The 14,098-nt window shown below is 61.6% G+C and carries 14 protein-coding genes; 10 read left to right on the forward strand and 4 right to left on the reverse strand.

The window, feature by feature from the left end; genetic code table 11:
- Positions 1-10: 10 nt before the first annotated feature.
- From J3R75_RS14450 to ftsY, 4 genes are all read left to right on the forward strand, one after another.
- Complete coding sequence (locus tag J3R75_RS14450) at positions 11-1,198, forward strand: bifunctional 3,4-dihydroxy-2-butanone-4-phosphate synthase/GTP cyclohydrolase II (protein WP_307262847.1); 1,188 nt, start codon at positions 11-13, stop codon at positions 1,196-1,198.
- A 91-nt stretch (positions 1,199-1,289) separates the two neighbouring features.
- A complete protein-coding gene (ribH, locus tag J3R75_RS14455) occupies positions 1,290-1,763 on the forward strand; it encodes a 6,7-dimethyl-8-ribityllumazine synthase (RefSeq protein WP_370882405.1) in 474 nt (157 codons plus the stop codon).
- 3 nt (positions 1,764-1,766) lie between these two features.
- Positions 1,767-2,339, forward strand: a complete 573-nt coding sequence (gene nusB, locus J3R75_RS14460) for a transcription antitermination factor NusB (RefSeq protein ID WP_307262854.1) — start codon at positions 1,767-1,769, stop codon at positions 2,337-2,339.
- Between the two features lie 13 nt (positions 2,340-2,352).
- Complete coding sequence (ftsY, locus tag J3R75_RS14465) at positions 2,353-3,270, forward strand: signal recognition particle-docking protein FtsY (RefSeq protein WP_307262857.1); 918 nt, start codon at positions 2,353-2,355, stop codon at positions 3,268-3,270.
- Between the two features lie 412 nt (positions 3,271-3,682).
- Here the strand turns inward: ftsY and J3R75_RS14470 are convergent, their stop codons facing one another.
- From J3R75_RS14470 to J3R75_RS14485, 4 genes are all read right to left on the reverse strand, one after another.
- Positions 3,683-4,231, reverse strand: a complete 549-nt coding sequence (locus J3R75_RS14470; RefSeq protein WP_307262860.1) for a regulatory protein RecX — start codon at positions 4,229-4,231, stop codon at positions 3,683-3,685.
- 25 nt (positions 4,232-4,256) lie between these two features.
- Complete coding sequence (locus J3R75_RS14475) at positions 4,257-5,147, reverse strand: glycoside hydrolase family 16 protein (protein WP_307262863.1); 891 nt, start codon at positions 5,145-5,147, stop codon at positions 4,257-4,259.
- A 43-nt stretch (positions 5,148-5,190) separates the two neighbouring features.
- Positions 5,191-6,408: an alpha/beta hydrolase family protein gene (locus tag J3R75_RS14480; protein WP_307262865.1), complete on the reverse strand. Its 1,218-nt coding sequence runs from the start codon at positions 6,406-6,408 to the stop codon at positions 5,191-5,193.
- A 157-nt stretch (positions 6,409-6,565) separates the two neighbouring features.
- On the reverse strand, positions 6,566-7,600 hold the full coding sequence (locus tag J3R75_RS14485; RefSeq protein ID WP_307262867.1) for a hypothetical protein: 1,035 nt from the start codon (positions 7,598-7,600) through the stop codon (positions 6,566-6,568).
- Positions 7,601-7,919: 319 nt separating this feature from the next.
- Here J3R75_RS14485 and J3R75_RS14490 point away from each other — a divergent pair, with 319 nt between their 5' ends.
- The 6 genes from J3R75_RS14490 (at position 7,920) to J3R75_RS14515 (ending at position 14,069) form a co-directional block, all read left to right on the forward strand.
- Positions 7,920-8,744, forward strand: a complete 825-nt coding sequence (locus tag J3R75_RS14490; RefSeq protein WP_307262869.1) for a hypothetical protein — start codon at positions 7,920-7,922, stop codon at positions 8,742-8,744.
- Complete coding sequence (locus tag J3R75_RS14495; protein ID WP_307262872.1) at positions 8,741-10,738, forward strand: ATP-dependent DNA helicase; 1,998 nt, start codon at positions 8,741-8,743, stop codon at positions 10,736-10,738. The genes J3R75_RS14490 and J3R75_RS14495 overlap by 4 nt, the downstream gene beginning before the upstream one ends.
- Before the next feature lie 36 nt (positions 10,739-10,774).
- Positions 10,775-11,794: an AEC family transporter gene (locus J3R75_RS14500; RefSeq protein WP_307262874.1), complete on the forward strand. Its 1,020-nt coding sequence runs from the start codon at positions 10,775-10,777 to the stop codon at positions 11,792-11,794.
- Positions 11,795-11,896: 102 nt separating this feature from the next.
- Entirely contained in the window at positions 11,897-12,595 is a 699-nt protein-coding gene (locus J3R75_RS14505; protein ID WP_307262876.1) for a zinc metallopeptidase, read from the forward strand.
- Positions 12,596-12,618: 23 nt separating this feature from the next.
- Complete coding sequence (locus J3R75_RS14510) at positions 12,619-13,173, forward strand: DUF2760 domain-containing protein (protein WP_307262879.1); 555 nt, start codon at positions 12,619-12,621, stop codon at positions 13,171-13,173.
- 74 nt (positions 13,174-13,247) lie between these two features.
- Positions 13,248-14,069 (forward strand): biotin--[acetyl-CoA-carboxylase] ligase, encoded by an 822-nt coding sequence (locus tag J3R75_RS14515; protein ID WP_307262881.1) that lies wholly within the window; start codon positions 13,248-13,250, stop codon positions 14,067-14,069.
- The last annotated feature ends 29 nt before the right edge of the window (positions 14,070-14,098 follow it).

The raw sequence follows: 14,098 nt of genomic DNA on the forward strand, positions 1-14,098 counted from the left end.
GGACAGAGGCATGTTCAGCACGGTAGAAGAACTTAGCAAGGCCCTGGCAGCCGGCGAGATGATCGTCTTGACGGACGACGAGCACCGCGAGAACGAGGGCGATGTGATCATGGCAGCGGAGAAAGTGACTCCGGAGGCTGTGAATTTCATGGTTACGCATGCACGTGGTTTGATGTGCGTGCCGATGCCGAGCAAGCGCGCCCTGGAACTGGGGCTGAACGAAATGACGCGCAATACGGACCCGCTGGGGACCTGCTTTACGGTCAGCGTGGATGCCAACGAGGGCACGACGACGGGCATTTCCGCCTTTGACCGGGCCTTGACGGCCCAAAAGCTGGCGGACCCTCGTTGCCTGGCTGGCGATTTTCATTCGCCGGGCCATGTGTTTCCGCTGATTGCCCGCGAGGGCGGCGTGTTGGTTCGGGCGGGTCACACGGAAGCGTCGGTGGATTTGATGCGCATCGCTGGCATGTCTCCTTATGGGGTGATTTGCGAGATTCTGAATGAGGACGGCAGTATGGCGCGCCTGCCACAGCTGGAAGTATTCGCCCGCAAGCACGGCTTGAAGCTCGGCTGCGTGGCCCATCTGATCGAATACCGCCGCCGCACGGAAAGCATGGTCGAGCGGGTGCAGAGGGTGAAATTGCCGACGCCTTACGGCGAGTTCATGCTGCACTGCTTCGTGGCCAAGCATGATGGGCGCGAGCATCTCGCGCTGGTCTACGGCGATATCATCGACAAGGAAAACGTGCTGACGCGAGTGCACAGCGAGTGCCTGACGGGCGACGTCTTCCATTCCATGCGCTGCGACTGCGGTCAGCAGCTCGACGCCGCGATGCGGCGTATCGTCGAAAATGGCTCGGGGGTCATTGTGTATATGCGGCAGGAAGGGCGGGGAATCGGCCTGGCCAATAAGCTGCATGCCTATCATCTGCAGGAGAAAGGGCTGGATACCGTCGACGCCAATGTTCGCCTGGGTTTTGCACCTGATCTGCGTGAATACGGCATCGGCGCGCAGATTCTGCAGAGCATTGGCGTGAAGAGCATCCGGCTGCTGACGAATAACCCGAAGAAACTGGTGGGGCTACAGGGCTACGGCCTGAGTATCACGGGGCGCGAACCGCTGGTGATCCCCCCGCAGCAGCATGACGAGGCGTATCTGAAGACCAAGAAAGAACGCATGGAGCACATGCTCTGACCCGCAGGGCGGCAGGGCGGTCGGATATCAAGAAAATTGAACTGGCTTTTTGAAATACCAAGCAGAAAGGGCAGTAGCCATGACAGCAGAAGTGAAGACCTACGAAGGCGGTTTGAATGCGGCGGGATTGCGTTTCGCCATCGTCTGTTCGCGTTTCAACGAATTTTTTGTTTCGAAGCTTTTGGGCGGAGCGGTTGACTGCCTGCTGCGGCACGGTGCGTCTGCCAAGGACATTGAGACCGCTTGGGTGCCGGGCTCCTATGAGATCCCGCTGGTAGCCAAGAAGCTGGTGGCTTCTGGCCGCTACCACGGTGTCATTGCGCTGGGCGTGGTGATTCAAGGCTCGACGGCGCATGCCAATTACGTGAACGCCGAGGTCTCCAAAGGCCTGGCTCAGGTGTCGCTGGAAAGCGGCGTGCCGGTGATCTACGGGGTGGTTACCACCGAAAACATTGAGCAGGCCATTGAGCGTTCCGGCTGCAAAGCCGGCAACCGTGGCAGCACCGCCGCCGAGACAGCCATTGAGATGGCCAATCTGCTGCGGGTTTTGCCGGAGGCTAAGTGAGGCATGCCAAAGGAGAAGCAACCAGGAGACAAGGGCGGCGCGTTGTTCAGACGCCGCCGTTTCTGGGCGCGAACCAGCGCCATGCAGATGCTCTACCAGCTGGACATGCAGAAGACCTGGGAGCCAGACAGCAACCTGCTTGAAAACTTTGACGAGCTGTTGGCAACGGACGGACTGCTTGCCGAAATTGATGCCGAACTCAATCCTGACGACTGCAACAAAGCCCGGGAGTACGCCTGGCAGCTGGTCGCAGGCGTCACGGAGCATCACCGCGAACTCGATGACATGATTCGTCCCGCCGCCCTCAATTGGAGCCTTGAGCGCATCAGTGCGGTCGATCGGGCCATTTTGCGCCTGTCCGCCTATGAGATCAGCAAAGTGGGCAAGGTGACGCCGGCGACGGCGATCAACGAGGCTGTCGAGCTGGCTAAGCGTTTCGGGCAGGCTGAGTCGCCGCGCTTTATCAATGGCGTGCTGGACAATGTCCGCCGCGCGATCGTCAAGAAACAGCTCGCGGCAGATGCCGCTGCTGGCGATGGCGATGGTGCAGGCGCAGGCGCTGGCGCCAAGTCGTAACGGGGGGGTAGGCATGCCATCGCTTTTCCAATTTTTTCAACGGGGCTTACAGAAGACCAAGACCTCGCTGCTGCGTAGTCTGCAGGGCATTCTGGGCACCCAGACGGGGGCCTGGACGGCCGAGACCTACGAACGGCTGGAGGCGGCGCTGATTGCGACGGATCTGGGCGTAGAGATTAGCGCGCGGCTGGTGAATGAGATTCGTGACCGCTATGAACGCGGCCTGATCGCGACGGGCGAGGACGTCCTCGCCGTGGCTCGGGAGAGCATTCTGGCGTCTTTGCCGACGTCCTCGTCGCCGATGCATGAAGCCGTGGCCGGCCCGACGGTGGTGATGATGGTCGGGGTCAATGGCAGCGGCAAGACCACGAGCGTGGCGAAGCTGGCGCATTATTTTGCCGCCTCGGGCAAGAAAGTCCTGTTGGCTGCCGGGGATACCTTTCGGGCCGCGGGCATTGAACAACTCTGCATTTGGGGCGAGCGCGTTGGCTGTCCCGTGGTCGCCGGCAAACATGGCGGTGACGCGGCGGCGGTGGCATTTGACGCAGTGCGTTCCGGCAAGCAGCGTGGCATGGACATGGTTTTGATTGACACCGCTGGTCGTCAGCATACCCGCCGTGATCTGATGGCCGAACTGGAGAAGGTGAAGCGTGTAATCAGCAAGGAGATGCCCGACGCACCGCATGAGATATGGCTGACGGTCGATGCCTCGACAGGCACAAACGCGCTCAATCAGGCGCGGGAATTCGGCAAACTGTTTCCCATAACCGGATTGGTGCTGACCAAGCTTGATGGCACCGGCCGCGGCGGCGTGGTCGTGGCGATCAACGAAGAGCTGGGCTATCCAGTGCGTTTTGTCGGACTTGGTGAGCAGGTGGACGACTTGCAGCCCTTTGTCGCCACGGACTTTGTCAAAGCGCTGTTCGCATAGGGGCATCCAAACAGGCACCGAGGATGGCCGTTGCGGGACAGTACCACCGCTGGGCCTTGCAGATCTTTTTTCTTGTTTTCGCGGACGGATCTGCTGTCTTTTTTCGCGGACGGAGCGGACGGAGCGTCTGTCATTTCTCGCGGACGGATCGGTCGGATCGTCTGTCATTAATCGCGGACGGAGCGGACGGAGCGTCTGTCATTTCTCGCGGACGGATCGGACGGATCGGACGGATCGGACGGATCGGACGGATCCGATTTCTGATCGGTCTGATCCGATTTCTGATCGGTCTGATCGGTCTGATCGGTCGGATCGGTCTGATCGGTCTGATCGGTCTGATCGGTCGGATGGCTGGTGGTGGTACCGACACCAAAAAGAGTGCAACGGCAGGCGAAGTATCGGCAAGGGTGGGCTATTCGCGTTGGCAGCAGACGCGGTCGCTGGCCTGGCGGATGATGTCGCCGGCGTAGCCGCGGCCGGCCAGGAAGCGCATGAGCTTGACGCGTAGCTGTGGCGATGGCTCGGCGCGGCGGCATAGCGACTGCCATTTGGGCGTGGCGGCGCGGATGGCGCGGGCGAGTTCGGGCGACAGCCCGTCGTCGTCGAAGTTGCCATCATCATCGGTGAGGCCGTCATGGCGGTCCCAGACCTCAGCCATGACCTCGTTGATGATGTCGGCGGGCAGGCCTTTGCGGCGCAGGGCCAGCGCGACCTTGTAGCGCCCGGGAGGCGTCATGGCGCTCTTCTTCTCCTCGCAGAAGAGCGCCACGAACTGCCGGTCGTTGAGGAGGCCCACGCGAGTGAAATCACTGATGATTTCCTCAATGACGGCCGGCGGGAAATCGCGGTTCTTGCGCAGCTTCAAGCGGATTTCGCCGCTGGCGTGCGGGCGCATTTCGAGGAGTCGCAGGGCCTTCTCGCGGCATTTTTCGCTGACGATGCCGTCGCGGCCGTCCATCATGTTGTCCTTCGCGGTTGCCTATTCATCAAGGCATTTCGTCAAAGACGCGGACGAAGTCCACTTCGAAGAAATCGGGGAGGATGGCTTCTTCGAGGGACGGGTCGTGCTTGCCGGTTTGGCGGTAGCCGTGGCATTCAGTGGAGACGAGGATGAACTGTTCGACATCGGACACGGGTCCGGTGGCGACAGCGCCGGCGAAACCGGCGAGTTTGCCTTCGTCGTCGAGGATTTTTCGGGCGTCATTGGGGTCGGGCGAGACCCTGCCGACTTCCTTGCCGTCGGCGTAAAAGACGTAGCCATTGGGGTGCCAGTGCACGCCGTAGTAGTGCCAGCGGTCGGCGGTTTCTTCGAAGGGCCAGTTGAAGTGGCCGTGGCCGCGGCCATCGGCGCCGTAGCCGCCCCAGATATTGCCGCCGATGATTTTTTTGTTCTTGTACATGCGGTAATTTTCCATGACGTCGCATTCGACGCCGGCGCGGCGGGGGTCGGGATGGGCGCCGATGCTGGGCGATTGCAGCCAGAAGGCCGACCACCAGCCGTCGTTTTTCGGGAAGCGGCAGCGGATTTCGTAGTAGCCATAGCGGTGCATGAATTTGGCTTCCTGCTTTTTGCCGAAGGGCCAGAAGCCCTCGCGGTCCCGGGGTATATCGTAGGTCAGCGAGCCCGTTTGCAGGTGTGGTGAGCAGAAGTAGCCGTCTTTTTTGACCAGGTGGAGCTGCAGGTGGCTCTGGCCGTCGAGGACGACGCCCTCGTCGGTGAAGGCCTTGAAGCGCTGGCCCCAGAAATTGAGGCGGAAATTCCATTTACTGGTATCCAGTTCGGTGCCGTCGAATTCGTCATTCCAGACGAGCTGCCATTTTTTGTCGGCGGGCAGATAACTATCGGCGTGATCATTGAGGGCGAAAGACTGCATCATGGTCGAGCCTCGGGTTGTGGTGATGTTGGTTGCGGTGGGACGACTAGATATCGGCAAGAAAGCATTCCCATTGGGCGAGGATTTGTTCGCTGGGGCCGCGGTCGCTTAATGCCGGCCAGGGGCCGGGCAGTCCCGTCGGCGGGTAGATGTCCCAGAGTTTTAGCGGTGGGTCCAAGTGTGTGCCAGTGAAGTTGCCGGCGAGGGCATTGGCGTTCAGCGCGTCGGCTGGCCAGGACGGCAGACAGGGCGCGCAGGTCGCGTCGAGAATGGGCTCGCGGCAGTCTTCGTCGTCCGGCAGGGGCGTACGGATGCCGAAGTGCGTGGCGAAAAATTCGCCGATGCGCTGGCGGCGCGGGGCATCCCAGGAGTGCTGGCCATCTGGCACGGCGCTGGCAAAGGCCTCTTGGGCGCCGAGCGCCTGGTAGATGTGTTTGATCTTGCGGGCGGTGGCCAGGAAGCTGTCCAGCAGGAAGAGATTGTCGTAACGGCCCTGCATGATGAGCAGTGGGCGTGGTGCGAAGAGCGCATAGAGTTCCCACATGTCAAAGCGGCCAATGGCGCCCGGGAAAAGATTACAGTGGCAGTGCGTTTTTTGCTTGCGGGCGATGAGTTCGAAGGAGCTGGGGTAGCCGGTGGAAGCGATGGCTTCGAGATCGTCGGATAGCGCTGCCAAGCACATGGTGAGGGTGCCGCCACCGGAGTTGCCGGCGGCGCCCAGGCGAGTGAAGCGCTGGTCCTGTTTCAGCCATTGCAGCCAGGCCAGTGATTCGCGCACGATCATGCCTTGGACGCTGAAGCCCAGCGCGAAGGGCGCAGTGACTTGCCAGTGGCCCATGGGCGTCCGTTCGCCCTGGCCGATATTGTCATTGATTAGCGCGGCTGCGCCCTGCCTGGCTAGGCGCAGGCCCATGGCTGCGTAGGTCGTCTTGCCCAGCGCGCCATGGCCGCAGCAGACCAACACGACTGGCCAGGGCGGCGGCGTGTCTGGCAAATAAAGATGCGCCGTGACGGTGGCACCGGGCCAGCTCGTGCCCGCCAGGCACTGTAGATGACAGCCGCCGAGGGACTTTTCGTCCACGACCGACACGCGCATGGTCGGCGCCGGAATACGCGCCAGTCCCAGCGACCGCGCCAACAGCGCGCGGACCTCGCAGCGGTCATGGTCGGCGGTCAAGTCGCGGACGGGCTGTCGCGCCAGTGCGGCAAAGATTCGCCGCTCGCTGTGTTCGAAGGCTGCAATGACGTCCTGCGGGCTGCTCATGCTTGGGCCCCTGGGGTGTGCGGCGGGTGAGGCGGGAATATGTCGGGTGAAACGTAGGGGGAAAGATGTCGGGATAGAAAGTAGGCGGTTATGCGCAGATCGCAAGCAGCGTGCGGGGATTTTTGGATAGCGTCGCGTCCGATTGGAGAACGGCGTGTCACTGCGGTAGTGTGGACAGTTTCATGTAGAGTTGTTCTTTGCCGTAGCTGCCGCTGTTGTAATAGAGCGCCATGCGGCCGTCGGGGAGACAGAGTAGGTGTTGGCGCCAGAGATTGACGCCTTCGCCCTGGGCGATGGCGTCAGCGGGGATGTCATCAACCCACTCAATGGGATCGGGGCACCAGGTCCAGCCGCGCACAGGGTATTCGTCGTCGCAGTAGGCGAAGCCGCCGAGGCTTGGGGGTGGCTCTTCGCGGTGGACGGCCTGGTCGCCGCTGAGGGGAGCCGTCGGCGAGGCATTGATGACGGCAAGCCAGCGATGACTGCGGCCGGGAATGAGCTGCAGGCCGCCGACCCAGCCGGAACTCCAATGGCCGGCTTGCTGGCAGGGCGGCAGGATCACGCCGAGCTTGCGCGCGTGGCTGTCGCCAATGCCCTGCACGGCGACGCCCTGCGCTGAGCCGCGTGGACTGAACTCGCGCGCCTGGGGCTGTAGCGGATAGCCCATGTAAAAATAGAGAAATTCCTGCCGGTCGGCGAAGTAGTAGCCGGTGACGGCGTCGCAATGCTTGGCGTCAAAATCGTTGTCGGCACCGCGGTCGATGAGCGGCGTCGTTTCCAGTGTCCAGGGTCCGGCGAGTTTTTCGGCGTGGGCGCGTTGGATGATCTTATTGTGGCCGGTGTAGCTGACGGTGACCAGCCAGAAGCGGCCGTCGACTTTTGCGGCGCGGTTGGGCTGCAAGGCGTCCATGACCACAAAGGGCTTATGGGTGCGACCACCGAGGAGCGCCTCGGGATTGCTGAATAGCAGTGGGCCTTGGAACTGCCACTGGCCGGGGCCGATATTTTCACGGCTGGGGCAGATGGCCTGGGCGTGTCCGGGGGGGCTGAAAAACAGCACCATGCGCCAGCCGGGAATGTCGTCGTCCCAGACAATGCAGGGATCGCCCGCGACGCTGCTGCCTTTTTCGGTCTTCATCCGTTCCAGAATCATCCCCTGCCGTTCCCATTGCGTTGGAATGTCGTAGCGCATCGTCCTTCTCCTCACAAATAACGCGAGTTTGTCCTTGTTCACATCTGGATACACGGTCTGCCAGCTTGTCGCGGCCCGTCGCGGCGTGGTGGCGCTACGGTGAAGGCCGCGCATAAACATATACGCTCGGATAGACGGCGAAAGGGCCGCAGTGCGCTTTTGCCGTTATTCGCGGACGGATCGGACGGATCGGACGGATCGGTCTGATCGGTCTGATCGGACTGACCGGAAATGGCTCTGGCTGATTTGATGTTGCCTGTTCCAGCGTGTATCTTTCGAGTTACGCCCGTTGCATAATCGCGCCTTTTTGGAGGTATGGATGGACACATCCGACAAACAATCGCAAAGATCCTCAGATAGCCTTTTTGCCGAGCGTGATGTCACGCATTCAGTCGAGGCAGTGAAGCTCTGCTGGGAGATGGAAAAGGCCCGTCGCCGCCGCTTGTTGTTGCGGGTGGTTCTGCCGATCATGCTGGTCGTTATGGGCGTGGCGGTCTATATGCTGACGCGGTCCGAGTTCGGCAAGCAGCTATTCAGTGGCCATAGCCATTCCGGCGGTTGCTGTGGGAGCGACGGGCCCATGGCGGAAAACGCCGCCGATTACAAGGGCCCTGGGCGTTTTGAAGGCTACGAGGGCGCCAAGATCAAGATATTGGCCATTATTCCCGGCGGGACGCCGCGTTATGGCGATTTCACTCGCGTGCTGCTGGACGCCATTGACAACAAGCCCAGCGAGTTCCATGTGCAGCTCATCGACCTCTTTGACCTCAACGAGGAGAGCGCCAAGGAGTTGGTCGGCGCCTACTGCACGGCGATTGTCATCAACGACCAGCGAGAATTCACCGTGCCCGATGGCGACGGCGGCACGCGCGCGGTGACCTTCATGGAGAATGTCAACCAGGATTTGTCCGCGCAGGATTTGGTCACCGTGCTCAATCAGCTGCATGCCGAGCATTACGGGCCGTCGGCGAAGCCGGTGGTGACTCTGCCGGAGCCCGAGCCTGAGCCCGAGGCGGTGAAGAGCGATCCGCTGCCGAAAGTCGTCCCGGCAAATCATGTGCACGACGAAGGCGCGGACGAGGCTGCAGACGGCGATGCACCAGTGATCCGCCTGACTTTGCCGACGATGAAGGCTGGCGAATGAGTGTTGCGCAGACGGAGGCATTCTTTGGCGCGGACTCGCCATTGCGCTTGGCGTCCAGCACCAAGGCGGGTTTTAGTTATGAGCCACGGCCCCAGCAGGTCGCCATGGCGAAGGCGGTAGCCGAAGCCCTGGACGACGGTGCGAACCTCTGTGTCGAGGCCCCAACGGGCGTCGGCAAGACCTTTGCCTACTTGGTTCCGGCCTACTATTATGCCTTGGCCACTGGCAAGCCCGTGGTCGTCAGTACGCACACGATCAATCTCCAGGAACAAATCATCGGCCGCGACATTCCGCTGCTGGAGAGGATGCTCGACGTGGAAATCCGCGCCGAAGTCGCCAAGGGCCGCGGCAATTACCTGTGCCTGCGGCGCCTGAACCAGCTGGCCGATATGGACCAGACGCTGTTGCCCGATGACTCGATCCTTGGTGAGCTCGGGCGGCTGCTGCGTTGGGCCGAAAAAACCAGCAATGGCGACCGCGGCGATTTCCCGGGGGGATTGTCGCCGGTACTGTGGAGCAGCGTTTGCTGCGAGCGTGGGACCTGCACCAACAAGCAGTGCACCTTTTATCGCAGCTGCTTTCTGATGAAAGTGCGGCGGAGCGTCCACCAGGCGCAGATCGTGGTCGCCAATCACGCGCTGTTTTTCAGTGCGCTGGCTATGAGCAACGACGACGGCGTTAGCGGCTGCGCGGACCCCGAGCAGGTGTCGGACAGCATCCTGCCGGACTACTCGGCGGTGATACTCGACGAGGGGCACACGCTGGAAGACTGCGCGGCGTCGCACCTCGGCCTGCGGGCCGACACCTTCGTCATCCTTCGTTTGCTCGGCCGCTTGTATTCCGACGAGCGCAAGACTGGCATGCTCATGGCCGAAAGCGCTGCCCCGGCGCGGGCGGCGGTAAGCGACTGCCGGCGGCGCGCCGTGCTGTTCTTTCAGCGTCTGAACGACTGGCTGGCCGACCAGCGCCAGAATCCCCTGCGCTACACGGTGCCGGGGCACATCAACAACTACCTGGCTGAGCCGCTGCGTCGCCTTGATTACGAGCTGCGGCAGCTGATTCAGCGTGAAGACGACCAGAGCACCAAGCAGGAACTCACGGCTGCTGCCGACGAACTCAAGGACCAGTGTGCCGCCCTGGACAGCTTCTTTACCATGGAGCTGCCCGAATACGTGTATTGGTTCGAACGGCAGGGCCGGGATGGCCAGGACATCAGCTTCAACGTTGTGCCGGTTGATGTGGCGCCGATCATGCGTGGCATGCTTTTCTCCCGCCCGCCGGTGATTATCACCAGTGCGACGCTCGCCGTGGATGGCAACATCGGCTACTTCCAGCATCGTCTGGGTGCCGAAGAGGCGCGGACGCTGATACTCGACACGCCCTTTGACTTCAGCCGCCAAGTCACCTTGCACATCTGTAATCACATGCCCGATCCGCGCGCTGCGGCCGAGGCCTTTCAGGAGGAGGCGGCCAAGTATATCCAGCATTATCTGCGCCTGACCCACGGCCGGGCTTTCGTGCTCTTCACCAGCTACAACATGATGCACGAGATCGCCATGCGCCTGGAAGACTTCTGCGCCGAAGAGCATCTCACCATGATGATTCAGGGCGAAGGCATGACGCCGCGCAAAATGTTGGAGAGCTTCAAGCAGACCGAAGGCGCGGTCATCCTCGGCACCGCCAGCTTCTGGACCGGCGTTGATGTGCCAGGAGATGCGCTCAGCAATGTGATTATCACCCGCCTGCCTTTTGCCGTGCCCGACCACCCGCTCAGCGCCGCGAGGACCGAAAAAGCCGAGCGCGAAGGGCGCAATTCTTTCTTCGAGTACTCGCTGCCTGACGCCGTGCTCAAATTCCGTCAGGGCTTCGGCCGCCTGATCCGCACCAAGGACGACACGGGCATCGTGGTCATACTCGACAGCCGCATCGTTACTAAGCGCTACGGGCGCGTCTTCCTCAATTCCATCCCGGCCTGTCCGGTGGAGATGTTCTAGGGCAGCGGTATGCGTGTTAGTATCCAAGGAGTTCCGGTGACGATATTTCTGGTCAGTTTTTTGTCGGTAGCCAAGTTGGTCCTGGTGGTTTTACTGGGCGTCGTTCTTGGCAAGCGTGGCGTCATCACGAAGGAAGGCCGGGCCTGCTTGAGCAACATCATCATGATGGTGATGCTGCCGTGTCTGCTGGTGGCGTCGCTGAGCCAGAATGCCAGCGTGGAGAATCTCGGCAAGCTACCCATGCTGATGGTGGCTGCGGCGGTGTACGTCGCTTTCGGTTTGCTTGTTGCGGCGCTGCTGCGGCGCGTGTTCCGCATTGGTCCGGAGAACGCGCGGATCATCGGTGCGGCGACGTCTTTTGGCAACGCCAGCTATTTACCGTTGCCGTTGCTAGCGGCGGTATGCGCTAGTGCGCCGGTGTTTGCCGACGATCCCAGCGGCGCGCTCAGCCGGAGCGTCGCCTACGTGTCGATCTTTCTCATGTGTCATTCGCCATTGTTATGGCTGGTGGCCTTTCCCTATTTGTCCGGCCATTCCTGGCGGGAGCTACGGCTGCGGCAGGTGCTGAATATGCCCATTTTGGCCTCGACGACGGGGGTGATCCTGGGAACCGTGCCGTTTTTACGCGCTCTAATAGTAGATGCCGACGCGCCGTTGCGCATTGTGATTGACAGCTGCGAACTCGTTAGCCAGGGGGTTTTTCCCTGTGCGTTGCTGGTCCTCGGGGCCACGCTAGCGCAACGTTTACCTACTGGCGAGAGTGTGCCGTTACGGGTTTTCAGTGTTGTCGCGCTGGGCAAACTGGTGTTGATGCCCGTGCTGGGCTTCTTCTTCACCATGGCGCTGTGGCGCGGCGGGCTGATCCCCGACGACCCGGTGTGCGTGCTGGTGCTGATGCTGGAGGCGGCGGTGCCGCCGGCGAACAATTTGATTATCATGTGTCAGATGCATCAGCGGGGGGAGGCCGTGATGGCTCGCGTCCTGCTGGTGATGTACTGCTTGGCCGTGCCGTCGCTGACCATTGCCATGATGTGCTTCTTGAAGGTGATCAGCTGAACCGGTCGGTTACGACATAGTTATACGAACAACAAATAGCGCTGCGGTTGCCGGTGGGCTGGTTGCTCCGGCGGTGCTGGTGTAAGAAGATGGAGGTGCGCAATGTTTCTAGGTTTCGATCCCTTGTATTGGATGCTAGCCCTGCCGGGGCTGTTACTGTCCATGCTGGCGTTGTTTTATGTCAAGTCGGCCTTCAGCCAGTATTCGCGGGTGCGTTCGCAGCGCGGGCTGACGGGCGCCGAGGCTGCTGCGGCCATGTTGCAGCGCGCTGGCGTGAACGATGTCCGCATTGAGCGCGTCGGGGGCTTTCTGAGTGATCATTACGATCCCACGGCGAAGACGCTGCGGTTGTCACCGGACGTCTATGGCAGCGAGTCGCTGGCGGCGATCGGCGTGGCCTGCCATGAAGCCGGCCATGCCCTGCAGCATGCCGACAACTACGCGTGGCTGGGCTTGCGGACGAGCCTGGTGCCCCTGGCGAGCTTTGGCAGCAACTTCTCCTACATACTCTTCTTCATCGGACTCTTCCTGAAGAGCATGTTCATGGTAAAAGTGGGCGTGCTGCTGTTTGCAGCGGCGGTGCTGTTCACGATTGTGACGCTGCCGGTGGAATGGAATGCCAGCGCGCGCGCCAAGGTGGCGATGGTCAATGGTGGCATTGTCACCCATGAGGAACGCGACGCTGCGGCGAGCGTTCTCAACGCGGCGTTTCTGACCTACGTCGCCGGCGCCGTCAGCGCCATTCTGACCCTACTGTACTTCCTCCTGCGCTCCGGCCTCCTGGGCGGCCGCAGAGACTGATAGCGAGCATAAAGGATACGAGCATGGGACATTTTACACAGGCATGGCGGGCATTCTGGCAGATCATTCGCTCACCGAAAGCCGCCGAATACTGGGCGGCATTCGAAAAAGGCGCTGGCGTCGCGGCTTTGCCTGCGCCCGCCGCTGAAAAAGCGGGCGCTGACGCCCCGGTGGCCAAGGCCGTCGCGCCCAAAGCCCCGGCCGGCGCTGACGCCGTTTATACCCTGACCTTGTTGCAGCGCGAAGCGCGGCTGGTGGACTTTTTGCAGGAGGACATTGGCGCTTACAGTGACGAGCAGGTCGGCGCCGCCGTCCGCAAGATCCACGCGGATTCGCGGCAGGTCCTCACCAAGTATTTTGGGGTGATGGCTATTCGCGAAGAAGCCGAGCAGGACGCGCTCAGCGTCCCCGCCGGTTTTGATTCGCGGCGGCTGCGCCTCAGTGGCCGCGTTAGCGGTGACGGCCCCTACCAGGGCACGTTGGTGCACCGTGGCTGGGTGGCCACGAAAGTCGCCTTGCCGCAGCGCAATGACGGCGTGGACCCGGCGGTGATCTGTCCTGCCGAAGTGGAAATATGACCGACGCAGGCGTGGTTGCCGGCTGGCGCTGAAGATCTTGGGCGGCAGCTGGTGCGACCGGGCAGGGGAGTGACATGAGTATGGACAATGCACTGACATCGGCGCCGCCGTCGGCCGCCGCGGTGACGCCGTTGTTGACGACACGCTTTTTGGGTCGGCAGTTCATCTACGAACAGGAGCTGGTATCGACCAATCGCAGCGCTCTGGAGTTGGCCGAGGCGGGTTGCCCGGCCGGGCTGATCGTCGTCGCCGAGACGCAGAGTGGCGGCCGCGGCCGCATGACCCGCAGCTGGTTTTCGCCGCCTGGGCGCAATCTGTACTTTTCGTTCGTGCTGCGACCGAGCATTGAGCCGGCGATGGTTCCGCAGCTGGCTCTGCTGGCTGCGCTGTCCTTGCGGCGGGCGCTGCTGGAGCAATGTCCGAGCTGGCCCCTCAAATGCAAGTGGCCGAATGACCTGTGGGCCGACGGGCGCAAAATCAGCGGCATTCTTTGCGAAATGAACTGTCGCGACATGAAGACCAGCCACGTGGTCGTTGGCATTGGCGTCAATGTCAATGTCAGCCGCGAGGAACTGCCGCCGGAATTGCGTGACAGCGCCGGGTCGCTCTGCCAACTGGCTGGCCGGGCCTTGCCCCGCGCTGACATCCTGGCGGCTATCCTCAACCACTTTGAAAGCGATTACAACCAGTGGCTCGCTGACGGCGGGCTTACGGCGTTCCTCGATGAATGGCGGAGCGCGTCCGTGCTCGATAACTGCGCTGTCAAGGTCGAACAAAATGGCCAGCTTCACCAAGGCGTCGCCCGAGGCATCACCCCCGAGGGCTTCTTGCGTTTGGAACAGGCCGACGGGAGTATACGGACTATTCACGCCGGTGACGTGCACGTGCTGAGATAAACAGAAGATCAGACCGATCGGACTGATCG

This window comes from Oligosphaera ethanolica (genome assembly GCF_030814695.1).
In the GTDB taxonomy this organism is placed as follows: domain Bacteria; phylum Verrucomicrobiota; class Lentisphaeria; order Oligosphaerales; family Oligosphaeraceae; genus Oligosphaera; species Oligosphaera ethanolica.